24 protein-coding genes and 1 other annotated feature are annotated in these 25,133 nt (G+C 43.9%); of the genes, 17 read left to right on the top strand and 7 right to left on the bottom strand.

Annotation, left to right across the window (positions count from 1 at the left end):
• The first annotated feature begins 182 nt into the window (after positions 1–182).
• From ACYVRS_RS02115 to ACYVRS_RS02085, 7 genes are all read left to right on the top strand, one after another.
• Entirely contained in the window at positions 183–485 is a 303-nt protein-coding gene (locus ACYVRS_RS02115; RefSeq protein ID WP_461202373.1) for a hypothetical protein, read from the top strand.
• A 324-nt stretch (positions 486–809) separates the two neighbouring features.
• Positions 810–1,400 (top strand): MptD family putative ECF transporter S component, encoded by a 591-nt coding sequence (locus ACYVRS_RS02110; RefSeq protein WP_054115102.1) that lies wholly within the window; start codon positions 810–812, stop codon positions 1,398–1,400.
• 15 nt (positions 1,401–1,415) lie between these two features.
• Positions 1,416–2,108, top strand: a complete 693-nt coding sequence (locus ACYVRS_RS02105; protein WP_054115101.1) for an energy-coupling factor transporter transmembrane component T family protein — start codon at positions 1,416–1,418, stop codon at positions 2,106–2,108.
• Positions 2,105–3,517, top strand: coding sequence for an ATP-binding cassette domain-containing protein (locus ACYVRS_RS02100; RefSeq protein WP_461202371.1), 1,413 nt, complete (start codon positions 2,105–2,107; stop codon positions 3,515–3,517). The genes ACYVRS_RS02105 and ACYVRS_RS02100 overlap by 4 nt, the downstream gene beginning before the upstream one ends.
• A gap of 160 nt (positions 3,518–3,677) precedes the next feature.
• Positions 3,678–4,385, top strand: coding sequence for a response regulator transcription factor (locus ACYVRS_RS02095; RefSeq protein ID WP_313538078.1), 708 nt, complete (start codon positions 3,678–3,680; stop codon positions 4,383–4,385).
• Positions 4,375–5,718 (top strand): sensor histidine kinase, encoded by a 1,344-nt coding sequence (locus ACYVRS_RS02090; RefSeq protein WP_461202369.1) that lies wholly within the window; start codon positions 4,375–4,377, stop codon positions 5,716–5,718. The genes ACYVRS_RS02095 and ACYVRS_RS02090 overlap by 11 nt, the downstream gene beginning before the upstream one ends.
• A 115-nt stretch (positions 5,719–5,833) precedes the next feature.
• Entirely contained in the window at positions 5,834–6,460 is a 627-nt protein-coding gene (locus tag ACYVRS_RS02085) for a PepSY domain-containing protein (RefSeq protein WP_313538080.1), read from the top strand.
• Positions 6,461–6,522: 62 nt separating this feature from the next.
• Here ACYVRS_RS02085 and ACYVRS_RS02080 read toward each other — a convergent pair whose 3' ends face one another.
• Positions 6,523–6,693 (bottom strand): hypothetical protein, encoded by a 171-nt coding sequence (locus ACYVRS_RS02080; RefSeq protein ID WP_162838219.1) that lies wholly within the window; start codon positions 6,691–6,693, stop codon positions 6,523–6,525.
• Positions 6,694–6,765: 72 nt separating this feature from the next.
• Positions 6,766–7,215 (bottom strand): acyl-CoA thioesterase, encoded by a 450-nt coding sequence (locus ACYVRS_RS02075; RefSeq protein ID WP_054115096.1) that lies wholly within the window; start codon positions 7,213–7,215, stop codon positions 6,766–6,768.
• A gap of 217 nt (positions 7,216–7,432) precedes the next feature.
• Positions 7,433–7,639 (top strand) — a binding site (T-box leader).
• A 118-nt stretch (positions 7,640–7,757) separates the two neighbouring features.
• Here ACYVRS_RS02075 and hisS point away from each other — a divergent pair.
• From hisS to ACYVRS_RS02055, 4 genes are all read left to right on the top strand, one after another.
• The gene (gene hisS, locus ACYVRS_RS02070) at positions 7,758–9,071 is read left to right on the top strand and encodes a histidine--tRNA ligase (protein WP_461202367.1); all 1,314 of its coding nucleotides are present in this window, start codon (positions 7,758–7,760) and stop codon (positions 9,069–9,071) included.
• On the top strand, positions 9,068–10,843 hold the full coding sequence (aspS, locus tag ACYVRS_RS02065; protein ID WP_312541653.1) for an aspartate--tRNA ligase: 1,776 nt from the start codon (positions 9,068–9,070) through the stop codon (positions 10,841–10,843). Before hisS ends, aspS begins: the two co-directional genes overlap by 4 nt.
• A 157-nt stretch (positions 10,844–11,000) precedes the next feature.
• Entirely contained in the window at positions 11,001–11,876 is an 876-nt protein-coding gene (locus tag ACYVRS_RS02060) for a YitT family protein (protein ID WP_312498147.1), read from the top strand.
• 197 nt (positions 11,877–12,073) lie between these two features.
• On the top strand, positions 12,074–13,954 hold the full coding sequence (locus tag ACYVRS_RS02055; protein ID WP_313538086.1) for an acyltransferase family protein: 1,881 nt from the start codon (positions 12,074–12,076) through the stop codon (positions 13,952–13,954).
• Between the two features lie 108 nt (positions 13,955–14,062).
• Here the strand turns inward: ACYVRS_RS02055 and dhaL are convergent, their stop codons facing one another.
• The 4 genes from dhaL to ACYVRS_RS02035 all read right to left on the bottom strand — a co-directional run bounded on the left by dhaL (position 14,063) and on the right by ACYVRS_RS02035 (position 18,611).
• A complete protein-coding gene (dhaL, locus tag ACYVRS_RS02050; RefSeq protein WP_312498316.1) occupies positions 14,063–14,665 on the bottom strand; it encodes a dihydroxyacetone kinase subunit DhaL in 603 nt (200 codons plus the stop codon).
• Between the two features lie 16 nt (positions 14,666–14,681).
• Positions 14,682–15,665 (bottom strand): dihydroxyacetone kinase subunit DhaK, encoded by a 984-nt coding sequence (gene dhaK, locus ACYVRS_RS02045; protein WP_312498317.1) that lies wholly within the window; start codon positions 15,663–15,665, stop codon positions 14,682–14,684.
• Positions 15,662–16,066 carry a dihydroxyacetone kinase phosphoryl donor subunit DhaM gene (gene dhaM, locus ACYVRS_RS02040; protein ID WP_312541656.1) on the bottom strand — a complete coding sequence of 135 codons (405 nt, stop codon included), beginning with the start codon at positions 16,064–16,066 and terminating at the stop codon, positions 15,662–15,664. Before dhaM ends, dhaK begins: the two co-directional genes overlap by 4 nt.
• A 211-nt stretch (positions 16,067–16,277) precedes the next feature.
• Positions 16,278–18,611 carry a cation-translocating P-type ATPase gene (locus tag ACYVRS_RS02035; RefSeq protein ID WP_461202647.1) on the bottom strand — a complete coding sequence of 778 codons (2,334 nt, stop codon included), beginning with the start codon at positions 18,609–18,611 and terminating at the stop codon, positions 16,278–16,280.
• 230 nt (positions 18,612–18,841) lie between these two features.
• Between ACYVRS_RS02035 and queG the strand changes: the two genes are divergently transcribed.
• On the top strand, positions 18,842–20,008 hold the full coding sequence (gene queG / locus ACYVRS_RS02030) for a tRNA epoxyqueuosine(34) reductase QueG (RefSeq protein WP_312498320.1): 1,167 nt from the start codon (positions 18,842–18,844) through the stop codon (positions 20,006–20,008).
• Between the two features lie 95 nt (positions 20,009–20,103).
• On the opposite strand, the gene ACYVRS_RS02025 is transcribed toward queG, so the two are convergent.
• On the bottom strand, positions 20,104–20,460 hold the full coding sequence (locus ACYVRS_RS02025) for a hypothetical protein (protein WP_054115088.1): 357 nt from the start codon (positions 20,458–20,460) through the stop codon (positions 20,104–20,106).
• A 165-nt stretch (positions 20,461–20,625) separates the two neighbouring features.
• On the opposite strand from ACYVRS_RS02025, the gene ACYVRS_RS02020 reads away from it, so the two are divergent.
• The 5 genes from ACYVRS_RS02020 (at position 20,626) to trhO (ending at position 24,984) form a co-directional block, all read left to right on the top strand.
• Complete coding sequence (locus ACYVRS_RS02020) at positions 20,626–21,501, top strand: SPFH domain-containing protein (protein ID WP_054115087.1); 876 nt, start codon at positions 20,626–20,628, stop codon at positions 21,499–21,501.
• A gap of 3 nt (positions 21,502–21,504) precedes the next feature.
• Positions 21,505–21,999, top strand: coding sequence for an LURP-one-related/scramblase family protein (locus tag ACYVRS_RS02015; RefSeq protein ID WP_313538092.1), 495 nt, complete (start codon positions 21,505–21,507; stop codon positions 21,997–21,999).
• A gap of 186 nt (positions 22,000–22,185) precedes the next feature.
• Complete coding sequence (scrK, locus tag ACYVRS_RS02010; protein ID WP_313538133.1) at positions 22,186–23,058, top strand: fructokinase ScrK; 873 nt, start codon at positions 22,186–22,188, stop codon at positions 23,056–23,058.
• Positions 23,059–23,181: 123 nt separating this feature from the next.
• Positions 23,182–23,919, top strand: coding sequence for an alpha/beta fold hydrolase (locus tag ACYVRS_RS02005; RefSeq protein WP_313538094.1), 738 nt, complete (start codon positions 23,182–23,184; stop codon positions 23,917–23,919).
• Between the two features lie 108 nt (positions 23,920–24,027).
• Positions 24,028–24,984 carry an oxygen-dependent tRNA uridine(34) hydroxylase TrhO gene (trhO, locus tag ACYVRS_RS02000; protein WP_461202363.1) on the top strand — a complete coding sequence of 319 codons (957 nt, stop codon included), beginning with the start codon at positions 24,028–24,030 and terminating at the stop codon, positions 24,982–24,984.
• Positions 24,985–25,133 lie beyond the last annotated feature (149 nt).

Genomic DNA, 25,133 nt, shown 5'->3' with positions numbered 1-25,133 from the left:
AAGATTGGTAGAAAAAAATTATGAATATTAAACGCACGACGCTAGAACTTTCCATAGATGGCGTATTTTCGTGCGAAAAGTTTGCCTATTTTTATAATGCCATTTTTCCGCGCCCAAAAAAAGTCAGTGGGTTAAATTGGATTTTGTCTTTGAGCTTTTGAATATGTTAAAGGAGTTTTTAGATGGGAATTAAAGTTGTTACAATTTGTGGAAGTATGAGATACGCGGAACAAATGTTGAGAATAACAGAAGAGTTAGAGTTGTTACAGGGGTTTGCAGTTATTCAATGTAGCTACAATGTATCTGGGAAGACCTATAGTTCAATAGATATTGCTACTTTGGCAAAAAGTCACAGGAAGAAAATAGCGATTAGTGACGCAATTTATGTTGTCAATATATCTGGCTATATTGACAACAGTACGAGACAGGAAATAGAATATGCTTTATCTAATGGCAAAGAAGTTATGTATCACGAGCCGTTATAAAATATGTGTTGCGCTGTACGCTGTAGGAATAATCTTAATATCTGTAAGTGATTTTGCAGGGAATCCACGGGTTGTAGCGGATCAAATCGATGTCGGTGCCTATCAATCTTCCGCTTATTGATCAATAATGCATGCCGTAAAAAGAGTGAGAAGAGGATAAAAAAGCAATCGCAAGGAGCGGCGTGCCTCCTTGCGAGCATATTTCATCTGTTTGTGGTGCCATTTATGCTATACTCAAACTTTGTAACAAAGAATTTGCGTAAGGGACAGAGTGAGGCAAATGGTTGTACATCCTCTCTGTTCAACAAAAGGAGCGTATCAACAGTGAAGAAGTTAAAGGTACAAGATTTGATTGCAATTGGGATTTATACGGCTATTTACTTTCTATTGATGAGTGTCTGTTTATTGATCTTAAGATTCGTGATCCCTGGTTTTCATAATTTATTTATTCCTGCAGTATCGGCATTATTTTCTGGTGTGATTTATCTTATTTTATTGAACAAAGTACCAAAATTTGGCGCTATCACCATTATGGGTACCGTTGTCGGGCTCTTTTTTTTGATTTCAGGTCACTTTCCATTGGCATTTTTACCCAATATGCTGTGCGCACTTGCTGCAGACTTGATTCTCTATCGTACAAAATTGGCGGCACAAGTCAAGGTGATGGTCAGTTATATTGTGTTTAGTTTTGGCTTGATGGGACCGATTTTGCCGTTATGGCTGATGAAGAATGCTTATATAGATTCTTTGATTGCCCGAGGAAAAGATGAGGCCTACATCAATGGGGTCTTTGCTCATACGACGACGGCGATGTTTGTGTTCTGTGCAGTGGCTGTTTTGATAGGCGCCATTGTGGGATTATTTATAGGCAGCCGGTTATATGACAAGCATTTTCGCCCTGCCGATCAAGAATAAAAAGGATGACTTGTGGTGAATAAATCAGTTTTTGACCCCCGTACCAAATTAGCCGTGATTCTTTGCGCTAGTTTTACAATGATGATCCCTGTTGGCTGGGAAGAGGAATGTCTATTCGTGACATGTCTCTTCCTGCTATTTGTATGGAGTGGTTTTTGGAAAAAAGGGCTCGCATTGTATCTATTGTTTCTGTTTTTGACTTGGACGGACCAGCGATTGTTTGCCCAAGGTGATCATCTGTGGGTATTCATCCTTGATTTCTTTTCGGTCGGTTATCGGCGGTTGCTGCCCACGATCATGGCAGCAGTCTTCGCAGTCAGCGGCACGAGAAATAGCGAATGGATGGCGGCTTTGCAAAAAATCCACATACCCAACGTATTGTTGGTTCCATTGGCGGTATTGTTTCGCTTTTTCCCAACATTGATCCAAGATTTTAAACGGATCCGGCAAGCAATGCGCTTTCGGGGAATTGGCATGAATGGCGCTTCGTTGTTCTTGCATCCCATCCAATCCCTGGAATATCTGTTGATTCCGTTGCTGATGTCTGCGGAAAAGACCGCTACTGAATTATCTGCCACTGCATTGGTGCGGGGGCTGGCGACAGACACGCGGCATACAACTGTCTACGATCAAAAGTTGCAATGGCGTGATGCGTTTGTCTTGTTGGTCCTTTGCGGCTTTTTATTGGGAGGGGTGTGGCTTACGTGATTCGATTGGCAAATGTTCAGGTGATACGAGAAAAAAGAGCTGTTTTGACAGATGTTTCCGTGATGATTCCCTCTGGCGAAGTGATCGTCTTGTGCGGTGCCAGCGGGAGCGGTAAATCAACGATCTTAAATGTATTGAATGGCTTGATTCCAGAGTTGTATCCAGCAACGGTCAGCGGTGTGATCCAAGTGGATGCTATCTCGTTGCCGGTAGCTGATTTTTCAGCCTATGCCCAAAAAATTGGGGTCGTTTTTCAAAATCCGAAGACCCAGTTTTTCACCACAGATGTTTATGCTGAATTGGCCTTCTCAATGGAAAATGCCGGCATTGCCCCTCATTTGATTCGGCAGCGAATCAAGGAAACGGCAGCACGATTTGCGATTGCCCATTTACTATCTGCTAGTGTCTTTGATTTATCTGGAGGCGAACAGCAGCTTGTGGCATTGGCTGCGGCTGCGATGCTACCCCACGATGTATTCTTATTGGATGAACCTTCAAGTAATCTGGATGATGTGGCATTGGCGAAGTTGGTTGATGCATTGATTGCCTTGAAGCAGCAAGGAAAAACCATCGTGATCGCGGAGCATCGCTTGGCGTATCTGACTGGATTAGCGGATCGCTATTGTTTACTTGAAGAAGGACAGATCAAAAAGCTTTTTCCAGCAAATGAAATCCTCTCCTTTAGTTCGCAGATGATCCATGATCTGGGGTTAAGGCAGCTGCAAGAACCTGTAGATTTTAATGAGGGTGGATACAGTGATACAGAAAAAAATGAAGCGTTGGTGATCACAGGGTTGAAGATCAAACAAACCAGAAAAAAAGCGCCCCGTCCTTGGGCTGTTTCGATCCCTGCGTTAACCTTACCGATGAAACAAGCAATCGGCATTACAGGACCCAATGGAGCGGGAAAATCAACATTGGTTCAAGTATTATCAGGGTTAAAGAAGGCGTCAAAAACTGCCTTTCATATAAATGGACAAGCAATTTCGCAAAAACAATTGTTGCAAAATAGCTTTCTGGTGATGCAAGATGTCAATTTACAGTTGTTTTTTGAGACCGTAGAAAAAGAGTTGCTGATAAAAGCTGAGAAACAGGCGGACTTCGAAAGAATCGTTGCTTTGCTGGATTTGTCTGCATTGCTGCAACGTCACCCGCAAAGTTTATCTGGCGGCGAAAAACAGCGAGTGGCTATTGGCAGTGCCTTGTTATCAGGAAAACGTTTCTTGTTTTTTGATGAACCTACCAGCGGATTGGATCTGCGGCAAATGGAAGCCGTCAGTACGTTACTTCAGCAAGTTGCCAAAGAAGTGGACTTGCTTATAGTGATCAGCCACGATCAAGAATTTCTGCGAAGAACCTGTCCGCAGGTAATTCGCTTGGCCGAAGGTATGTTGGCAGATGATGAGTAAAGATCAATCTGATAGACCGTTCCTGTTGCAGAGGGAACGGTTTTTTTCTGTGATTCGATCGCTATATGAAAAAATCTTCATCAAATTTTGGCACAATCGATTAGCGGCAAGAAAGATTATCCGTTAAGATAGAACAAAAGAGAGCGTTAGGAGGGATCATATGGCTTTCAAAATCTTGATTGTAGAAGACGAAGAAAGTTTAGCTAGTTTTATCCAACAAGAACTGCATTTTGAGGGATATCAGACGCTGTGGGCCAAAGACGGTCAAGCAGCATTGACGATGTTTCAAGAAGAGGTGTCTTCGATAGATTTGATTTTATTGGATTGGATGCTGCCTATTTACGATGGCATGACTGTTGCGCGCCGGATACGAAAAAACAGTGAGGTGCCAATCATCATGATGACAGCGCGAAACCAAACGGCGGATATTGTGACAGGACTCGATGTCGGCTTAGATGATTATCTGACCAAACCTTTTGATATCGAAGAACTGTTTGCACGAATTCGTGTGATTGAACGGCGCATAGCGAAAATGGCACAATTGCAGCACAGCAGCCAAACCCAATGGACGGCTGGTGGGTTGCACTTAGATGCGGCGAAACATTTGGTCACGATCAAGGATGAACGCATTGAACTGACCCCAAAGGAATTTGGCATCTTATATGAATTAATGAAAGAACCAGGCATTGTCAAAACCCGAGATGATTTATTGAATGAGATCTGGGGGTATCACTATGACGGGCAAACCAATGTAGTAGATGTCTACATTCGGACACTACGCAACAAACTGGCTGTACACATCACAGGAGAGGTCATTGAAACTGTCCGTGGTGTGGGCTATGTTTTGAGGGCAGGAAATGAGCAATAGCAAAAAGAGGCTGTGGAGACATACCGCCCAGTTTCAGCTGACACGGCAGTTTTCGCTGCTGCTGGGTGCAGTGATGCTGTTTTTCAATGTTGTGTTTATAGTCCTGTCGATTGGCTTCTTGTATGAGCGAATCGAGGATCAAACAGACAATGTTTTTGAGGCTATTGAAAAAGGGCATGCTGCAACAAGCGGATGGTCGTCCTTGATCGATGCTTATGTATCTGCAGATGAAGAAAATGCATTGCGGGTACAACAGCCAGATGGCACAGTCTACGTATCCCAAGAGGGGCAGGAAGTGTTCTCTGCATTGGCTGCAGGCAAGATCACGCCTTTGCTAGAAGGCGTGGTCTTTAGTGAAAAAGGTGTTTATTTTTCGAAATCGGAAAGCATCAATGGAGACCAAGTCACCGTCGCGTTGAATGCAGAAGCTAGTGTGGAATTGGCCTATGGGTTGTTGTGGATCAGCAGCTTATTGAATCTTGCCGCGGTTGTGATCGGCAGTCTGTTGATATATTGGCGAGTAGGCAAATGGAGTCGAAAATTGACCTTGATGGCCAGTGAAATCACAGCGATCGAGTCGGGCGGGCAAGGAGAATTAACAGTGGTAGACGAACCTGTTGAGATTCAATCAGTCGCTGTTTCTTTCAATCAATTGCTGAAAGACCAGCGGGAAACGATCGCCCGTGAAAAGCAGTTTATCGCTGATGCATCGCACGAATTGCGCACACCTTTAGCGGCGATTCGCGGACACGTTCAACTGATTCAGCGCCGTAGTGAGGCACATCCGGAGATCATTCCATCCTCTCTAGCCTTTATCGATAAAGAATCCAAACGCTTAGAGGGCTTAAGCAATCAATTACTGGATATGGACAGGCAACAAGTGAAGAGGCAGACAGCAACGTTGAATGTTGGCCAGCTGATCCGAGAAATATGCGAAAAACAAGCGATCATAAGTCCGCAAACCATCGATTATACGATTGACGAGCCACTGCTGATGCAAGGTGTAAAAACCGATTTTCAACAAATTGCGCAAAATCTGCTGGAAAATGCAGCCAAATATTCCCCAGATGATGGGATGATCCATGTGCGCTTTTGTCAACAAGGCAGTCAGGTATGTTTGACAGTGGCGGATCAAGGCATAGGGATTCCTGATGATAAGAAAGAGCGGATCTTTGATCGCTTTTATCGTGTAGAGGATTCTCGATCAAGTGAGATCGCCGGTTCAGGGATTGGTTTAGCGTTGGTCAAGCAAATTGCTGATCAATACCACGCAACGATCACTGTGGCGGACAATCAAGCGCAGGGAAGTGTGTTTACGGTTTTTTTCCTTTGAGTAAAGAATAAATGAACATTTCTTCATCTAACCTTCAAGCATTTTTGATTCTTTTTGATCGCGTACTTGGTATGCTAAAGATACAAACAAGAAAGCTTATAGGAGGAAACATCAAATGAAGAAAACAACGATTTTTATGGGGATTGCCTTTCTCGGATTATTGGCTGGATGTACCCAAAACACGACGCAAAGCAGCTCAGCACAAAGCACTGAAAGCAGTGCGTCAATGGCAATGTCTGCCACAGCTTCAACCGAGCAAAGCGCCAGCGGGGAGACGGCATATGCGACAGGGGAATTGCCTTCAGTGACTGTGGAAGAAGCTATACAAATCTTTCAAGATACGCATCCAGATGCCGTCGTCACTTCTTTGGAATTGGATACGACTTTCGGCAATTACTTCTATAAAATCGAAGGTGTAGACGATAACAACGAATATGAATTAACGATCGATGCAGAAACCAAAGTGGTTTCTGATGCGCGGACAGAAAAGCTAGATGCAGATGAGCAAAATGGCGTGAAAAAGGCAGAAGATCAACTAAACACGCAAGACTTACTGTCCTTGACTGAAATATCCGATATCGCTGTCCAAGAAGTGGGTGGCGGTGAAGCCACAGATTGGGATCTGGATAAAGAAATGAATGTGACGTATTGGGAAGTCAAAGTGCAAGAGGGAAATACCAAAACCAATGTCAAAATCAATGCCCAAACTGGCGAAGTCTTAGAAACGGAAATAGATGACTAAACGCTTTGAAGATAAAAAACAGCAGCTAGATTCTTTGATAAAAGAATCTAGCTGCTGTTTGTTTACGTATGTTGTTTGACTTCTTTCAACGGTTTGACGCGACCACCAATTTTAGCTGCAAATGCTTCGGACTGTTGCCGATCTTCAAAGACCCATAATTTGTCTGGAATTTTTTCACGTGTGCGACGACCATCTTTGCCTATGTACCCATGCAAAACTTTGATAACGTACATCGCCATCTTCCTTCCCTGAAATTACCTTTGATTATACGAAAGCAGTTTCAAAAAGCAAGTATAATGCCTCGGTCAGGCCTCTTTTGCCGTAGTTTCAGACAGGGCAGCATAGTCAGCAAAGCGTTGATGGATCTCAGGGAATTGGCGCTTTAACTGTACCAGACGGTTGGTCTCTTTGGCTAAGAAGCAATGTTGAGAAGTACCGATCGTCGTTAATTGCCCATCGCTGGTTTTAGAGATTTCATAGCGGAAATCCAAACGTGTACCTGTGTACTTATCGACCAATACCTTGATCAAAACTTCGTCTTCATAGTGAATCATTTGTTTATATTGCGCAGACACACCCAAAACGGGGACAATCAGGCCTACTGATTCAATCGTATGATACGGCAAATCTAAATAAGCCAAAAGTTCGACACGGGCTTCCTCGAACCAGCGGATATAGTTGCTGTGGTGAATGATGGCCATTTGATCGGTTTCGTAATAATGGGGTTTGCGGATATAGCCAGGATATAAAGACATAATCAGACTCCTTTTTTTAGCTGTGGTTGTTACTCAGCATAACCCAATTTGAACGAAAAGCAAAGCAAACTTGGCGCGCATTGTTTACTTGGTACAATGGAATGATCACCGCGTCCACTATTTACAAAAAAGGCTGAAAATATGCGATCAAAAGGTTTGAAAAAATCTTGAAAAATCTTGACATTTCACCTTGTTTCTTGTAGTTTATAGATAATATCTATTATCGATGAAGGATCGAGTACTTTGATTTTCCCCCTTAAAAGAGAGAACTGCCATGGCTGAAAGCAGTGAAGGAGCAAACAAAGGAAAGACAATCTGGAGATGAACAGAAGCAAAGCTGTTCCGTGACCGAGCGTTAATCGTGATGAGGAGAAAGCAATTTCTCGAATTTAGGTGGTACCGCGTGTGATAACTCGCCCTTGTGAACAAACAAGGGCGGGTTTTTTGTTGTCAAGCAGTACGGACAAGAAAGCAATACATATAGAGCAGCAGCCAGAAGGTATATGACGAGCAAGACCCAAACAATAGGAGGATGAACGAGCATGAGTTACCAACGTCCAAAAGGGACCAATGATATTTTACCCGGTGAATCGGAGAAATGGCAGTTTCTGGAAGAAACGGCACGGTTGGTCTTTCGTGACTATCAATTTAATGAAATCCGCACACCAATCTTTGAACACTTTGAAGTGATTGCCCGCAGTGTCGGGGATACGACTGATATTGTATCGAAAGAAATGTATGACTTCCACGACAAAGGGGAGCGCCATATTACATTGCGGCCAGAAGGTACAGCACCGATCGCCCGTTCTTATGTGGAAAACAAACTATTTGGACCGGAATACACCAAACCGTATAAAGTATTCTATATGGGACCGATGTTTCGCTATGAACGGCCGCAAAAGGGCCGTTTGCGCCAATTTCATCAAATCGGTGTCGAAGTCTTTGGTTCAGCGAATCCCGCAACGGATGCTGAAACGATGGCCATGGCCATGGACTTTTACCGCCAACTTGGCTTGAATCAATTGCGCTTAGTCATCAATTCATTGGGAGACAAAGAAACCCGCCAAAATTATCGTCAAGCATTGATCGATTACTTGATGCCGCATGAAGCAGAATTGAGTGAAGACTCAAAACGCCGCCTCCATGAAAATCCATTACGGGTTTTAGATAGCAAGGACAAGCGCGATCAAAAATTTGTCGCCGATGCCCCATCTATTTTGGATTATTTGACGCCAGAGGCAAAAGCCCACTTTGACACAGTGACGACCATGTTGGATGCTTTAGGGGTTGCTTATGAAGTTGATGCGACGATGGTTCGCGGGTTGGATTATTATACCCACACGATTTTTGAAATCATGAGTGATGCACCAAAGATGGGCGCACAAGCTACGATTTGTGCTGGTGGCCGCTATAATCATTTGGTAGAAGAGCTAGGTGGACCAGCCACACCAGGTTTTGGTTTTGCTTTAGGGATGGAACGTTTATTGTTAACGCTAGAAGCAGAAGAAGTCGTGATCCCTGCATTGAATCAACTAGATGCGTATGTCGTTGGTTTAGGACAAGAAACCAATATAGAAGCATTGAAAGTCGTGCAAGCCATTCGCAACTTTGGTTTTTCGGCTGATCGGGACTTTATGGATCGCAAGGCCAAAGCACAATTCAAATCCGCTGATAAACAAGGGGCACAGTTGGTGCTGACTTTAGGTGAAACCGAGTTGGCACAACAAGTCATCAATATCAAATCAATGGCTAGTCGAGTAGAAAAACAATTTCCGCTGGCAGCACTTTATGATCATTTCGATGAAATCTATGACGAAATGACCACGACTATGATCGAACAAGGAGAAGAAAAATGAGTAAACGTACAGTATATTGCGGGCGCGTATCTGACGCCCAATTAAATCAAACGATCACACTGAAAGGCTGGGTCCAAAAGCGTCGGGATCTAGGGGGCGTCATCTTTATTGACTTACGCGATCGTGAAGGGATCGTTCAAATCGTCTTTAATCCAGAAGTATCAAAAGAAGCATGGGAAATTGCAGATAAATGCCGCAGTGAATACGTATTAGAAGTCACTGGTGAAGTGATCAATCGGGCGCCAGAAGCAATCAATCCGAAAATGGTTACTGGACAATATGAAGTGATGATCACCGATATCACGATCTTGAACACAGCCAAAACACCGACGTTCTTGATTGAAGATGACCAAACCGTCAGCGACGAAATTCGCATGAAGTACCGTTATTTAGATTTGCGTCGGCCGAAAATGACCCAAAATATCGTGATGCGGGCGAAGACGACACAGTCGATCCGCAATTTCTTAGACAATCACGACTTTTTGGATATCGAAACGCCTTATTTAGCAAAATCAACGCCAGAAGGTGCCCGGGACTATTTGGTGCCTTCAAGGGTCCATCCAGGCCATTTTTATGCGTTGCCGCAATCACCACAAATTTTCAAACAATTATTGATGGGGGCAGGCTTTGATCGGTACTACCAAATCGTACGCTGCTTCCGTGACGAAGATTTGCGTGGCGACCGTCAACCAGAATTTACGCAAGTCGATATCGAAACAACCTTCTTAACTGCGGAAGAAATCCAAACGTATACAGAAGAAATGCTGGCAAAAGTCATGCGAGAAGTCAAAGGGCTAGACGTGACATTGCCTTTCCCACGAATCACATATGATGAAGCAATGAGCCGTTACGGCAGTGACAAACCAGATACCCGTTTTGAGATGGAATTGATCGATTTGTCTGACGTTGTCAAAGCGGTGGACTTCAAAGTCTTCCAAATGGCGCTTGAAAAAGGCGGCGTTGTGAAAGTCTTGAATGCGAAGGGTGCTGCGGACAAATATTCTCGTAAAGATATGGACAACTTAGGTCATTATGCAGGCCAGTTTGGGGCGAAAGGTTTGGCTTGGGTCAAAGTGGAAGCTGATGGGCTGAAAGGGCCAATCGCAAAATTCTTGACTGAAGTTACTGACGAGATCATTGCCGCTGCCAATGCTGAAGTTGGGGACATTTTGATGTTCGGTGCTGATTCTTTTGCTGTGGTATCAGCGACCCTAGGCGCGATCCGTAATAAACTGGGCAAAGAACTTGGTTTGATCGATGAAAGCAAATTTAATTTCTTATGGGTCACTGATTGGCCGCAATTTGAGTATGATGATGAAGCGGGTCGTTTTGTTTCAGCCCATCATCCATTCACATTGCCAAAAGAGCGTGATATCCCATTATTGGCGACTGATCCTGCAAAAGTATATGCTGAGGCGTATGATATTGTCTTGAATGGCTACGAATTAGGCGGCGGTTCTTTGCGGATCCATGACCGGGCTGTGCAAGAGCAAATGTTTGAAACATTAGGTTTCTCCCGACGTGAAATGCAAGCACAATTTGGTTTCTTGTTAGATGCATTAGATTATGGCTTCCCACCACATGGCGGTATCGCTTTAGGGTTGGATCGCTTGGCGATGTTGTTGGCAGGAGAAGACAACATCCGCGAAGTCATCGCCTTTCCAAAAAATGGGAAAGCTGCAGACCCAATGTCACAAGCGCCAAGTACCGTATCACCAATGCAATTGTTTGACTTGAGTATCGATGTCACAACAGTTGAAGAAGACGAATAGACAAAAATGATTTGAAGAAATGAGTAATGAATCAGAAACTGATGAAGGAATGAATATATTTCATGAGAATTTGTCGATTTCTTTCATTGTTCATTTCTTTTTTTGTTTGCTGACGTATAATAAGACCAAAATCACAAAAGCGAGGCTGCAAAATGCAATGAATCCCCTATTTAAATGGCTCCCACACCCAGACTATGCGAGTAAATTATCCTTTTCTGTCGTCTATGCATTATTGGCATCAATTGCCGTCAATTTCTTTTATCAACCAGGTCATATCTATTCCAGCGGTATTACAGGGGTTGCCCAAATCATTACCACACTATCGAAAGATTGGCTTGGGGTCTATCTGCCTGTATCCCTGACATTACTGTTGCTGAATATCCCGCTGTTTTTTATTGGGTGGTTCAAAATTGGGCATAAGTTTACGATCTTTACCGGTATCACTGTTTTATTGACATCATTGTTCGTCCAAGTACTACCGGAAGAAACGGTAACGACTGATCCAATGATCTGTGCCATTTTCGGTGGCGCCATCAGCGGTGTTGGGATCGGCTATGCATTAAAAAACGGCTTGTCTTCTGGCGGGTTGGATTTTATCAGTATTGCGATCCGCAAACGGACGGGTCGAACGATTGGCACAATCTCGATCGGGTTTAATATCGTGATTTTGTTTGCTGCGGGTATTTTGTTCGGATGGCAATACGCATTGTATAGTGCAATTGCGATTTTTGTCAGCGGCAAAGTGACGGATGCTGTTTTTACCAAACAAAAGAAGATGCAAGTCACGATCATCACTAGAAACCCCGAAGAAGTGATCCAAACGATTCAAAGACATATGCGTCGCGGGATCACCATCATCAATGAAGCTGAGGGTGCTTACAAACATGATAAACAAACCGTCCTGTTGACTGTCGTGACACGGTTTGAATTGCCAATGTTGCGCAGTGCCATGAAAGAGTCTGATCCGAAAGCCTTTGTCAGTATTGCGGACAATGTGCAAATCTTGGGTCGTTTTTATGAAGAAGAATTATAAGATAAAGCATGAGAAAAGTATTTCGTTGATGAAATACTTTTTTTATACAAAAATTAATTTTTTTAGAAATATAACAAAAGGTGCTAGCTTAAAGGGGGTCATTTCTGGTAAATTATGAGAGAATGACATATGCAGGTTTTTTTGTCATTTATTTACGAGAAAAGCAAATGGATCAATTTGAGAAAAGTGGTTGGATAATGAGCAAACGTTTAAGCACAAGCCGTTACATCACAGGTTTCGATGGTATTCGAACATTAGCAGTGATCGGCGTTATTTTATATCATTTATTGCCTACCCAAATGCGGGGCGGGTATTTAGGCGTACCAGTATTTTTTGTTGTATCGGGTTATTTGATCACGGACTTGCTGCGGCAAGAATGGGATCAAAATGGGAAAATAAAGGTGATTGATTTCTATGTTAGGCGGATGAAACGTCTCTATCCCGGCATGGTCGTGATGCTGGGGCTGGCAGCTGCCTATATCACCTTATTCCAGCGTAATTTGTTGAACAATCTACGAGGTGTCGTGGTCAGCTCCTTGCTATATTACAATAATTGGTGGCAAATCAACCATGGCTTATCTTACTTTGACCGATTCGGTAATGAGTCCCCTTTTACACATTTATGGTCTTTGGCAGTAGAAGGACAGAATTACTTGATTTGGCCGTTGGTGTTCATTCTGTTGATGAAGATCGGTAAGAAGCGAAGCAGGGTGTTCAATGTTGTAGCAGGCATCACCGTTTTTTCAGGTATTCTGTTCGCAGTGTTGTATACGCCGGGGGCGGATCCAACGAGGGTCTATTATGGAACAGATACCCGTTTGTTCTCTATTTGGATGGGGAGTGCGCTGGCTTTTATCTGGCCAACGACTCACTTGAAAAAAGAAATTCCTATCAAGGCCAAACGAATATTGAATCTGTCAGGGATCGTTTCGCTGCTGGGGTTGGTGTTCGCCTTCTTCTTGCTGGATGATCATTTGACCTTCGTCTATTATGGCGGCATGTTTTTGATCAGTATACTGGCCACGGTACTCGTCGCCGTGACTGCCCATCCTGGGGCTAGTCTGAATCGGCTGTTGACCAATCCGTTGTTTAGTTATATTGGCAAGCGCAGTTATGGGATCTATTTGTATCAATTCCCAGTGATGATCTTTTATGAAGCAAAAGTAGGCAATATTGGGGAGAATGTTTTATTGCATACGTTGGTTGAACTGTTCTTGATTTTACTTTTTAGTGAGCTGTCGTATCGTTTTATCGAGAACCCACTACGAAAATTCAAATACAAGCATACAGTAAGCACCGTACGTGGGTGGTTTACAAAGCCTATCTTTAGTTGGAAGAAGCCATGGGTGATTCCGGGGACATTGATCACCATGATTGCGTTAGTTGGGATTATCTCAGCGCCAACGAACTATGTGGATGCGCAACAGCAGCAATTGAAAGATACGATTGCTGCCAATAAGAAAGCGGCAGAAGAAACCCAAAAAAATGCCAACGGAGATAGTGCGCAAAGCAGTACGGACAGCAGTGATGCTGCCGATACTACTGAAGCTGAACAAGATATCATGACCAAATACGCGTTGTCAGAAGCGCAACTCAAAAAGGCTGAATCACTGGAAATCACCGCTTTTGGCGACTCCGTGATGCTGGATGCCACAGCCGATCTTCAAGAATTATTTCCCCAAGCAGTTGTTGATGGCGATGTCGGCAGGCAGTTGTATGCCAGCCCTGATCTGATCAAATCATTGAAAGATCAAGGTTTATTGCGAGATACGGTCTTGGTTGGCTTAGGGACAAACGGCTCATTTACGGAAGCGCAATTCGATAGTTTTATGAGTGAGATCGGGGATCGCAATGTGTATTGGGTCAATGTACGTGTACCGACGCAGCGTTGGCAAAATGAAGTCAACCGTATGCTGGAAAAAATGGCGGATAAATATGACAATATGACGTTGATCGATTGGTATGACTTGAGCAACAGCCAAGAATCTTGGTTTTATGAAGACCGGGTCCATCCGAATCCGGATGGCATGGTTGAATACGTGAAGTTAGTTGCCCAAACGATTTTAGCGGAGGATTAAACAAACGAAACACCCAAGCAACAGATGTTAGCTGCGACAGTTGGTCAGCAGCTTGCATCGTGTGTGCTTGGGTGTTTTTTTGTAAAATGCGCTGTAGTCGATCTTTGGTTATGGTTCGATCACCGTAAGCAAGGTTTTAAAAAGAATGGCACTGGAAGCTGCCCCCGGGTCGATATGACCAATTGCCCGTTCGCCTAGATACGAAGCCCGGCCTTTTTTGGCTACAAGTTCGCTAGTATGGGCTTCAGCTGTGTCGATATCTGACTCGGAAAGGCCGCCTTTTTGCAAAGCCTCCGCGACAGGTTGCCAGACATCAACCATCGTTTTGTCTTCGAATTCGGCTTTGCCTCGTTGTTTGATGCCGGCGAGTCCTTCGGCAATGATGTCCCCTAATGCTTCATACGAAGTGATCTCATCTAATTCTTTGGTGGCTTTGGTCATGTTCATAAAGGCGGAACCGTACAAAGGACCAGAAGCACCGCCAACTTTTGAGATCAAAGCCATCGAAAGTACTTTGAAGGTATCACTGATTGTTTGTGGTGATTGTTTTTGAAAAGCCTCTTGATAAGCCGCGACGCCGCGGGCCATGTTGTTGCCATGATCGCCATCACCGATAGGGGTATCCAAATCACTTAAATAGGCTTTGTTGTCTTCAATGGCAGTTGTAAATGTATTTAACCAAGTTTGGATCGATTCAGTTGTCAGATTCATTTGGTGGTTCACTCCTTTACCATGCAATAGTTGTCACAGGGGCGGTCAGTGCCTCTGTGTAGTCTGTATCTGTACAGTCGATCAAGGTCAAGGATAAGCCTTGCATATCGATCGAGGTCATATAATTGCCAACTTTGTGGAAGCAAACGGTGACGGCTTTTTCGGCCAATAGTTGTTCAACGTCATTGGCAAAGACGAAGAGTTCCATCAAAGGTGTACCACCCATACCGTTGATCAAGACGCCAATTTTTTTGGGTGTTTGTTCATAATCGGCCAATAGTTTTTCAACCAACTCTTTGGCCAAATCCTTTGAGGGCTGTAATTTTTCTCGCCGATAGCCTGGCTCTCCGTGGATGCCGACACCATATTCGATTTCGTCGTCAGCCAACGCAAAACCGGGTTTGCCGACTTCTGGGACTGTGGCAGCTTTCAAGGCAACACCAATCGTTTTGATTTTTGCAACGATCGTATCGCCGAGTGTTTTTAGTTCTGCTAAAGAGGTGCCGTTGCGGGCAGCATTCCCAAGGATCTTGTGCACAAGGACTGTCCCTGCAACACCACGTTTGCCAGCGGTATAGGTACTGTTTTCAACGGCGATGTCATCATCGACGACAACGATCTCTGTTTGGATATCTTCCATATCAGCCATATCCTTAGCCATTTCAAAATTCAAAATATCGCCTGTATAATTTTTGACGATCAACAAGACACCCTGTCCTTGATCGGCGGCCTGGATACCATGCAAAATCTGATCAGGTGTAGGGGAAGTGAAGACATCTCCTAAAACGGCAGCACTTAGCATACCGTCGCCAACAAAGCCAGCATGTGCCGGTTCGTGGCCACTGCCGCCACCAGATACCAAACCAACTTGCGGCTGCTGATCATTTTTTGCAAGCACCCGTGTATCTTCAACTTGATGGATCAAATGCGGATAACTACCTGCCAATCCTGCCAACATTTCTTCGACGATCTTGCTTGGATCATTGATAATTTTTTTCATGCTGTGGGCCATCCTTTCTCTGCTGCTTTTTTTGCTTCTGCTGTGATTTGCGATAAATCATCACTAAAACCGGCGGTTATGGCTGCCGCGAAGGCGCCTTCTACCAATGGTGCATCGATCAAATGATATCTCTTCTGCTGTTCAGGTGCCAACATATCGTAGGCAAGTTCCGCATTCAGCACGGCACTGCCTAAATCTGCAAAGACGAGGATCAGCGCCGTTTGATCGGATTCATTGACAGCGTCTATGATTTTTGTGGCATCAGAACCTAATGCGCCATCCGCGGTACCGCCAAGCGCATAAAGAGTTACCGTCTGCGTATCTGCCATATCTTCAATCATTTGTTTTAAGCCTTCAGTAAGTTGTTGACTGTGAGAAACGAGTAAAATACTTTTTTTCATGCATGATCACCAACGCTTTCTGAGCAAATTTGCAGCACAGTTCAATCATTTTGTCCGCATTAAAAAATAAAAGGCACACAATGATTGTAACCGCCTACAAGATTAGTATAACAAATTTTCAAAATCTTGCATGGATTTCATTTGGTCAGTGGGGGATGGGTCTATCCATGAAAAAAACGTCCCCGTAAATATACGGAAACGTCTAAGTATGTCATTCGTGTTGTGCTTTTGCTAGGCGCATGGCTGTCCACTTTTTGGCCAATAAAGACAAGCCGGTGAACAAAATGATATTGATGACCATCAATCCTATGAAATAAGGCAATGTCACGGCTGTTAAGAAACTGATTTCCAATAAGTGATGGAAGAGCATCGCAGCCACATAGATGCCTATCGTGGTGGAGATTGCTAAGAAAAGACGTAGCGGATTTAACGGCAGACAGGCACGAATCACTGCCAAACAACTGATCCCAATCAACAAATAATATAATAATGTTGTGGTATCGCCTGCGTGCCACCCGTAATCGGTTTGTAAGAAGCGCACAGCGAAGTAATTCACGAGCACGAGCAAGGCATTAGGTAAAGCATGCAGCAAGGCAGTAGACAAGTAGTTTCCATGAATGCGTTGCTTATTTTCTTCGAAAGATAAGAAGAAAGAAGGATAGCCTTCGATCGCTAAATCAATCAAAGTGATTTGGATCGGCAAGAATGGAAAGGCACTGGAAGTCAAAATACAAATCAGGGACAAGAGAAAACTGTAGATCGTTTTGATAAAAAAGATCCCTGAGGCTTTGGTCACATTATTGACCACCCGGCGGCCTTCAAACAAGACATCTGGCAATGTGGTGAAATCGGAGTCCAATAAGACAAAATTGGCGATTTGTCTTGCGGCACTATCCCCAGCAGCCATGGCAATGCTGACATCGGCTTCCCGCAAGGCCAACACATCATTGACGCCATCACCAGTCATGGCTACAGTTCGGTTGGCGGCTTTTAATTCTTCCACCAGTAGTTTCTTTTGTTCAGGCGTGACACGGCCGAAAACTGTATAGCGCAAGGCTGCGGCGCGAACGTCTTCTTCCGTAGATAAAGTGGATAGATCAATGGCTTTTTCGGCATAAGGGACACCGGCACGTTGGGCAATCGCCGCGACAGCGATTGGATTATCCCCAGAGATCACTTTCAAATCAATGCCTTCATCGGAGAGATAAGCCAAGGTTTCTTGGGCGTTTTGGCGGATAATGTCCGATAAGACAATGACAGCTATCGCTTGTGCGTCAGTAGGATCAAACGCTTCTTCGGTGTGTTGTGCTGTTGTTGAATGGGCCAAAATCAGTACCCGCAAACCGGCCATTTGTGCTGCCTTGACTTCAGGTAATTCCCTGCAGTCAGCAACTTTTTCTGGCGCCCCCAAATAGAGCGTACCTAGTGAATCGAAAGAAACAGCGCCCCATTTGCGTTCGGAAGAAAAGGGGAGCATGGTTACAGGGGTTTGTGCTGCGCTGACAGGCAAAGCTTCTCGCAAGGCTTGCATGGTCAAGTTATTATCGGTACTTGCGGCTAAATAATGACCAAGGAACACATGAGGATCGACTGTATCCTGCAATGGCAGCACGTCTTCTAAGCGCATTTTGCCTTCTGTCAGCGTACCGGTTTTGTCTAGACAAAGGGTATCGACATGGGCCAATGTTTCAATCGCATGCATTTCTTGGACAAGGATCCTTTTTTTGGCCAGTTTGATCACACCTGTGGTCAAAGCGATGCTGATCAGCAGGACAAGGCCTTTAGGTAACATGCCCAATAAAGCTGCGGCAGAAACGATCACCGAAGATTTGATGCCTGTATCTCGCAAGAAATAAGCTTGCAAAAATAAGATGACGCCAAGAGGAACGATCACATAGCTGGTGAATTGTGACACCCGACGAATCGATGAAACCAATTCAGAACGTATAGGTTTGTGGACTTTGGCTTCATTGCTTAGTTTCGCTGCGTAATTATCAGCACCCACATGAAGAACTTCAGCCGTGACCTCGCCACTCACAATAAAGCTGCCAGATAATAAACGGTCCCCTGCTTGTTTGACAACAAGATCGGCTTCACCTGTCAGCATGGCTTCATTGACTTCCACGCGTCCAGATTGAATCGTTAAGTCAGCAGGGATCTGATCCCCTGCGCCAAGTACCACCCAGTCGCCAAGTACCAATTCCTTCGAGGTGTGGCTGCTGATTTGACCATCCCGCCACACCCGCAAAGTTTGAGGTGCAATGAGCGAGAGCTTTTTGACCAGATTCCGCGCATGAATTTCTTGACTGATCCCGATGGTGATATTGACCAAGATGATGACTAGATAGAACATATTTGAGTAGGCACCCACTGCAAATAAGAAGATACCGATCAGTATATTCAAAAAATTGAATAAGGTGAATATATTGTCTTGAATAATGGCTGTAGTTGTTTTACTGGCGGTTGTTTCATAGTCATTATGCAAGCCAGCTGTTGTTTTTTTGGCTGCTTCTGCAGAAGTCAGCCCAATCGTTGTTTGATCCATAATCTTCTCCATTTCACTTTTTCTTTTATTAGTCTAGCATGACAGACCTTTGAAGTAACCAATGATAACGGTAACAAATCAAAGCTAATTGAAATCTTAAAATTTTGTACGCATTTTTCGATGTATACAAACCAAAAAGAGCTAGATATCGACATTCTGCATTTACTTTCGTATAATGGGAGAATAAAAAAATATGCTTTGAACGGTCAGTTATCAAAAGAGGAGCAACTATGTCTTTAAAAGAAAAAATTATCGCTGAAAGCAAGCGGTTAGGCATCGATAAAATTGGGTTTGCATCTGCAGAACCTTTCACTTATTTAGAAGAATCACTGCGAGAACAAAAGGCCAAAGGGCATACCTCGGGTTTTGAACATCCAGTGATCGAGGAGCGTATCTATCCTGAGCGGACTTTCGAGAATCCTCAAACAATCATCGCCATTGCACTAGCTTATCCAACAAAAATCAAAGAAAAAGTACCTAGAGATGAAAAAAGAGGCATGTTTGCCCGTGCTTCTTGGGGAATTGATTATCATGATGTGCTGCGTGACCGTTTAGATAAGTTGATTGCCTTTATCCAAGCGCAAGCAGCATCTATGGAAGCAGCGGAAGACTGGCGATTTGCACCGCAAGTGGATACCGGAGAATTGGTGGACGTTGCTGCAGCACAACGAGCCGGACTAGGTTTCATAGGACGTAATGGGTTATTGATCACGGAGGAGTTTGGTTCTTTTGTTTATTTAGGAGAAATCGTCACCAATATCACCTTGGCCCCAGACGAAGAAGTGCCTTTTGGTTGTGGAGAATGTACCCGCTGTATCACAGCTTGTCCCACCAAAGCACTGCTGGGAGACGGCCGGATGAATGCGCAACGCTGTCTCTCTTATCAAACACAAACCAAAGGGATGATGCCTGAGGAATATCGGAAGAAAATGCATAATGTGATCTACGGTTGTGATATCTGCCAACTGGTTTGTCCGTATAATCGAGGCAAAGATTTTCATTTTCATGCTGAGATGGAACCGGAAGTAGAGACTGTCTATCCTAAATTGAAACCGATGCTTTCGCTGTCCAACAAAGACTTTAAAGCACAATTTGGCCATTTATCTGGTTCATGGCGCGGCAAGAAGCCCCTGCAGCGCAATGCCATCATTGCCTTAGCCAATGTCGGAGATCGTAGTGCCTTGCCAGACATTTGGCGGTGCGCCACTGAAGATGTAAGACCCGTCATTCGGGGGACCGCTTATTGGGCGATAGGTCAGTTAGGAGTGAAAGAACCGGCGCTTTGGCTGGCCCGCCTGCAAGAGTGCCAATCCCTTGATCCAGAAGAAGAAGCCCAACAAGAACTAGGCCCGGCTATCGCCCGTTTGCAAGCTGTGCTAGACAAACAAGCACCATAAGCAATTTCCGCAAACAAAAAAGAAGCGACCTGTGACAGGTTCGCTTCTTTTTGTTAGTCTAGAACGTCATCTTGTTAGTCTAGAACGTCATCTTGTTAGTCTAGAACGTCATCGCTTTCAACGATTTCTTCTGCTTCAAGTTCAAAATCAGGCGCTGGATGGACTCTTTCTGGCAGTTCCATTTCCAATTCGCCTTCGCCGCTGTACTGATTGTCCGTGTCGGCGACGTCGATCAAAATGTCTTCAGGCAATTCTTGATCCAAGCGATACCCCTCTGCATGACGGGTATCTAATAAGGCCAACAGATGCTGCCATTCATCTTTAGAAATGACCACCACGTCGATACCTTCTGTATTTTGGATCTCAACGACAGAAGACAAATCAGTCCCGACAGTTTTGATGATATTTTCTAATGACCATTTGGTATTTTCTAAATCGATTTTTTGTGTCATAATATGTGCTCCTTTTTTGACTAGAATGGTTGCTCCTTTAATTGTAACGGGAAATGGGTCAAAATCAAAATAGGACGATTGGTCCTGTAAAAAAATGCGTAAGAACATTTGCAGACTTGAAACAACCGCGGTAAGATGGAGAGAATAAGACAAAGGAGGAACAAAATGAAAGAAAAACAAACGTTTCATGTGAATGGGTATTTGGCATTGGTGGTGTTGATTGGGTTGTTGATCGGTGGTGCCTATATGTTTTATGACGGTGCGGTCAATGAACGCGCATTTGAGATCATCATCGGTGTGGTTTTGTGGATCATTTCTTTTTTATTCCTCAGCTCACTGACCATCGTGCAACCGAATCAAGCCAAAGCAATTTTGTTTTTTGGTCAATATTTAGGCACGATCAAAGCCAATGGTTTGTTCGTGACCACACCATTGACACAAAAGATCAATGTATCATTGAAAGTCCGCAACTTTAATAGTTCTTTACTAAAGGTCAATGACTCTGATGGCAATCCAATCGAGATATCGGCGGTGGTCGTGTTCAAAGTCGTTGATACCGCAAAAGCACTGTTCGACGTTGACTACTACCAAAACTTTATTGAGATTCAAAGTGAAACGGCAGTTCGCCATATTGCCAGTCAATATCCATATGACACATTCAATGATGACGACATCACCTTACGTGGGAATACCAATGAAGTGTCAGCCGAATTAGCCAAAGAGTTGCAAGAACGGTTAGCTGTTGCTGGTGTTGAAGTGATCGAAACGCGCTTGAATCATTTGGCTTACGCGACAGAAATTGCCAGTGCGATGCTGCAACGACAACAAGCCAAAGCAATTCTTTCCGCCCGCCAAATCATTGTTGAAGGGGCCGTTTCAATGACACAAATGGCTTTAGAACAGATCGAAGATGGCCAAGACATCAATTTTACAGATGACCGTAAAGTGCAACTGATCAATAATTTACTGGTATCGATCATTACCGATAAAGGCACGCAACCAGTGATCAATACCGGAGATGTCAAAGAAAAAGGAGTCTAACAGATGAAAAAACTCTATATCAAGCAAAAGGTATTTAGTATTGGTGAAAAATTTACTGTGATGGATGAACAACAAAATCCCCGTTACTATGTGGAAGGCAGTTTTATGCAAATTCCTAAGCGTTTTAAGATTTTAGATGAACAACGCCAACCAGTGGCAGAGATCACCAAGAAAGTCTTTAGTTTGCTGCCAAAGTTTTTTGTTGAAGTCCATGGCAAAGAAGCCATTGTCTTATCTAAACAATTGACTTTTTTCAGAGCAAAATACGACATTGATGCAGAAGGGATCAGTGTTGATGGCAACTGGTGGGATATGGACTTTGTTGTCAACCGCCATGGCAAACGAGTCGCTGAGATCCACAAAAAATGGATCTCATGGGGAGATACTTACGAAGTTGTGATTTATGAAGAAGATATGGACGATTTGATCATTTCTTTGGTTATCGCCATTGATCGTGTCAAAGCAGATGACAATGCAGCAAGTTCAGCGAGTTCTTAACAGAGAAAGATCTGCAGGATGCAGGTCTTTTTTTGTCCGTGAGGGAAAAATAGACAAGTGAAAGTGAAATCGGTTAGAATCTTATGGTCAAAGGGTTTATTCATGGGATAAGTTTTGTCGATCGCCTAGTATTTCCAATAAAAGTTAGTTAAAATGAAGTATCAACCAAAGAAAGAAGTGGAGTACATGTTATACGGTTCGATCGAAGCCGGCGGCACGAAATTTGTTTGCGGCATTGGCGATGAAGAAATGACGATCAAAGAACGGGTTAGTTTCCCTACCACAACACCTGATGAAACGATGGCGTTGGTGATTGACTTTTTTAAACAATATCAAGACCAGTTGGCGGGCATCGGGATTGGTTCTTTTGGACCAATCGATATCCATCATGAGTCACCAACTTATGGCTATATTACGTCAACGCCAAAGTTGGCATGGCAGAATTTTGACTTTATCGGCACGATGAAAAAAGCATTTCCTATACCGATTTCATGGACAACAGATGTCAATGCGGCAGCTTACGGGGAATATGTTTTTGGCAATGGCAAAGGCCGTCGCAGTGTTGTCTATTATACGATAGGTACCGGCGTGGGCGGTGGTGCGTTGCAAGATGGCCGTTTTGTTGAAGGGTTCAGCCATCCTGAGATGGGTCATGCATTGGTCGTGCCCCATCCTGATGATGATTTCAAAGGCAGTTGTCCGTTCCATGGCAATTGTTTAGAAGGCATGGCTGCAGGACCAGCGATTGAAAAACGATTAGGCAAAAAAGGCCAAGATGTGTCAGAGGATGATCCATACTGGGCCATTGAAGCCAGCTATATTGCCCAATGTGCCTATAATACAACATTGATGCTCTCACCAGATGTGATCATATTTGGCGGTGGGGTCATGAAACAGCGGCATATGCTGGAAAACGTCCGTCAAGCATTTCAAAAACTGATCAATGGCTATGTAGAAACGCCGACTTTAGATAAATACATCGTTACGCCAGCACTAGAAGACAATGCGGGAACATTAGGCTGTCTGGCATTGGCAAGAGAAGCAGTTTTACACGCATAGGAAAGCGAAGACCATGCGGTAGCTGGCATGGTCTTTTTCATGATAGGCTGACTAGGAGCGTACAAAGGGAACTTGCTTTGCAGAAAGCTGGACATTCCGTATACTTAGAAAGAGGTGGAGAAAATGAAAGTAGCAGTACGCAAAAGAAAAATCGGCAATATTCCTGTGTTAGAGGTGGTACCGGAGGCGTTGATCTATGAACCGTTACCATTGATCATTTATTATCACGGTTGGCAAACCAGCAAAGAGTTGGTTTTGACCCAAGGGAGAAAGTTAGCACGTGCCAACTTTCGAGTGATTTTACCAGACGCCGCTAACCATGGCGAAAGAAAAACTGCTTTATCGGAAATTCCGTCCCTAACGTTTTGGCAAAGTATTCAAACGAACTTGTTCGAGTTTGCATACTTAGTAGATTTCTTTGAAAATTTAGGTTTAGTCAATGGACAAATTGCAGTCGGCGGCGTTTCGATGGGGGGCATGACCACTTGCGGTCTTTTGTGCCAACATCCTGAAATCACTGCGGCTGCCTGTATCATGGGTTCTCCTTCCATGATCAGCTATCGGGCGCGCATCCAAACCCATGCCGGCGCAGCTGGCTTTTTTGTGCCAGACGATTATGCGAAGCTGTTGGGTTGGATGGACGACTATGATCTGCAATCGCAACCAGAAAAATTAGGTCAGCGACCGTTGCTGTTTTGGCATGGGACCCAAGATGAAAAGATCCCCTATCAAGATGTAGAAGCTTTCGTAGAGGCCAATCCTGAGGCCAACCTACAGTTTATCTCCCGAGAAGAACGGCATTTGGTTCGCGGTGAAACAATGGATCAAGTCACAGCATTTTTCGTCACATCGTTGCAGTGATCAATGTTGCAGCAATTGGCGAGATTGTGTGAAAAGGTACAAGCATAAAACTCGTTTTTTGTCACGAGATAACCTATACTGTAGTGTGCAAAAAAAGGAGGAATTATTGTGAATTACCGTGTCTTATTGTTTTACAAATATACAACTATCGAAGATCCAGAAAGCTTCGCAAAGGAGCATTTAGCATTTTGTAAAGAAAACGACATCAAAGGTCGTATTTTAGTCGCAAAAGAAGGTATCAACGGCACGCTTTCAGGAACGATCGAAGCGACAGATAGATACCGGGAAATGATGGAAGCAGATCCTCGTTTCCAAGGCATTTTTTATAAGATTGATGAAGTGGCAGACCATGCCTTCAAGAAGATCTTCGTCCGTCCAAGAAAAGAATTGGTTTCATTGAATCTTGAAGATGATATCGATCCATTAGAAATGACTGGGAAATATTTAGACCCGAAAGCGTTCAAAGAAGCATTGTTGGATGAAGATACAGTTGTGATCGATGCCCGAAATGATTATGAGTATGATTTGGGTCATTTTCGTGGTGCGGTTCGCCCAGACATTCGCAGTTTCCGGGAATTGCCGCAATGGATCATCGACAACAAGGAACAGTTTATGGACAAAAAAGTGGTCACATACTGTACCGGCGGTATTCGCTGTGAAAAATTCTCAGGTTGGCTCATGCGGGAAGGCTTTGAAGATGTTGCCCAATTGCATGGCGGCATTTTTGCCTATGGCAATGATCCAGAAGTACAAGGAGAATTGTGGGATGGCAAAATGTATGTCTTTGATGAACGCATCAGTGTGGAAATCAATCACGTAGACAAACAAGTAATTGGCCGTGATTGGTTTGATGGGACACCATGTGAACGTTACGTGAACTGTGCTAATCCTGAATGTAACCGTCAATTCTTGACGTCAGAAGAGAATCAAGCTGCGCATTTAGGTGCCTGCAGCTACGATTGTGCCACGCACGAACACAACCGCTATGTTGAAAAACATGGCATTTCCGAAGCCGAAAAGGAACGTCTATTGGCGAATTTTGCGGTAGAAGCCATGCGGGCATAAGTAGTTTGGTGTGAAAAGATAGGTAGTGAAATACTTGTTAGTTGGACGGTCATGACCGTGTCGGCTAGCAAGTATTTTTTTGTGGTTGCAAGCGGTCAACCGTTTACACGAGGAAGAGCGTACTGTAAAGGAGTAGTGTACGTTCTTTA

This window comes from Enterococcus salsurae (genome assembly GCF_054784955.1).
The sequence above is the reverse complement of the archived record's forward strand: the minus strand, read 5'-3'. Positions and strand labels throughout refer to the sequence as shown.

What these genes read in the sequence shown, in the direction of transcription:
- ACYVRS_RS02095 (WP_313538078.1), top strand. Translation starts at nt 3,678, where the DNA reads ATGGCTTTCAAAATCTTGATTGTAGAAGACGAAGAAAGTTTAGCTAGT.
- dhaK (WP_312498317.1), bottom strand. Translation starts at nt 15,665, where the DNA reads ATGAAAAAAATTATCAATGATCCAAGCAAGATCGTCGAAGAAATGTTG.
- ACYVRS_RS02035 (WP_461202647.1), bottom strand. Translation starts at nt 18,611, where the DNA reads ATGGATCAAACAACGATTGGGCTGACTTCTGCAGAAGCAGCCAAAAAA.
- ACYVRS_RS02080 (WP_162838219.1), bottom strand. Translation starts at nt 6,693, where the DNA reads ATGTACGTTATCAAAGTTTTGCATGGGTACATAGGCAAAGATGGTCGT.
- ACYVRS_RS02085 (WP_313538080.1), top strand. Translation starts at nt 5,834, where the DNA reads ATGAAGAAAACAACGATTTTTATGGGGATTGCCTTTCTCGGATTATTG.
- dhaM (WP_312541656.1), bottom strand. Translation starts at nt 16,066, where the DNA reads ATGAAAAAAAGTATTTTACTCGTTTCTCACAGTCAACAACTTACTGAA.
- hisS (WP_461202367.1), top strand. Translation starts at nt 7,758, where the DNA reads ATGAGTTACCAACGTCCAAAAGGGACCAATGATATTTTACCCGGTGAA.
- aspS (WP_312541653.1), top strand. Translation starts at nt 9,068, where the DNA reads ATGAGTAAACGTACAGTATATTGCGGGCGCGTATCTGACGCCCAATTA.
- ACYVRS_RS02020 (WP_054115087.1), top strand. Translation starts at nt 20,626, where the DNA reads ATGAAAGAAAAACAAACGTTTCATGTGAATGGGTATTTGGCATTGGTG.
- ACYVRS_RS02060 (WP_312498147.1), top strand. Translation starts at nt 11,001, where the DNA reads ATGAATCCCCTATTTAAATGGCTCCCACACCCAGACTATGCGAGTAAA.
- ACYVRS_RS02005 (WP_313538094.1), top strand. Translation starts at nt 23,182, where the DNA reads ATGAAAGTAGCAGTACGCAAAAGAAAAATCGGCAATATTCCTGTGTTA.
- scrK (WP_313538133.1), top strand. Translation starts at nt 22,186, where the DNA reads ATGTTATACGGTTCGATCGAAGCCGGCGGCACGAAATTTGTTTGCGGC.
- ACYVRS_RS02115 (WP_461202373.1), top strand. Translation starts at nt 183, where the DNA reads ATGGGAATTAAAGTTGTTACAATTTGTGGAAGTATGAGATACGCGGAA.
- ACYVRS_RS02025 (WP_054115088.1), bottom strand. Translation starts at nt 20,460, where the DNA reads ATGACACAAAAAATCGATTTAGAAAATACCAAATGGTCATTAGAAAAT.
- ACYVRS_RS02075 (WP_054115096.1), bottom strand. Translation starts at nt 7,215, where the DNA reads ATGTCTTTATATCCTGGCTATATCCGCAAACCCCATTATTACGAAACC.
- dhaL (WP_312498316.1), bottom strand. Translation starts at nt 14,665, where the DNA reads ATGAATCTGACAACTGAATCGATCCAAACTTGGTTAAATACATTTACA.
- queG (WP_312498320.1), top strand. Translation starts at nt 18,842, where the DNA reads ATGTCTTTAAAAGAAAAAATTATCGCTGAAAGCAAGCGGTTAGGCATC.
- ACYVRS_RS02055 (WP_313538086.1), top strand. Translation starts at nt 12,074, where the DNA reads ATGAGCAAACGTTTAAGCACAAGCCGTTACATCACAGGTTTCGATGGT.
- ACYVRS_RS02090 (WP_461202369.1), top strand. Translation starts at nt 4,375, where the DNA reads ATGAGCAATAGCAAAAAGAGGCTGTGGAGACATACCGCCCAGTTTCAG.
- ACYVRS_RS02015 (WP_313538092.1), top strand. Translation starts at nt 21,505, where the DNA reads ATGAAAAAACTCTATATCAAGCAAAAGGTATTTAGTATTGGTGAAAAA.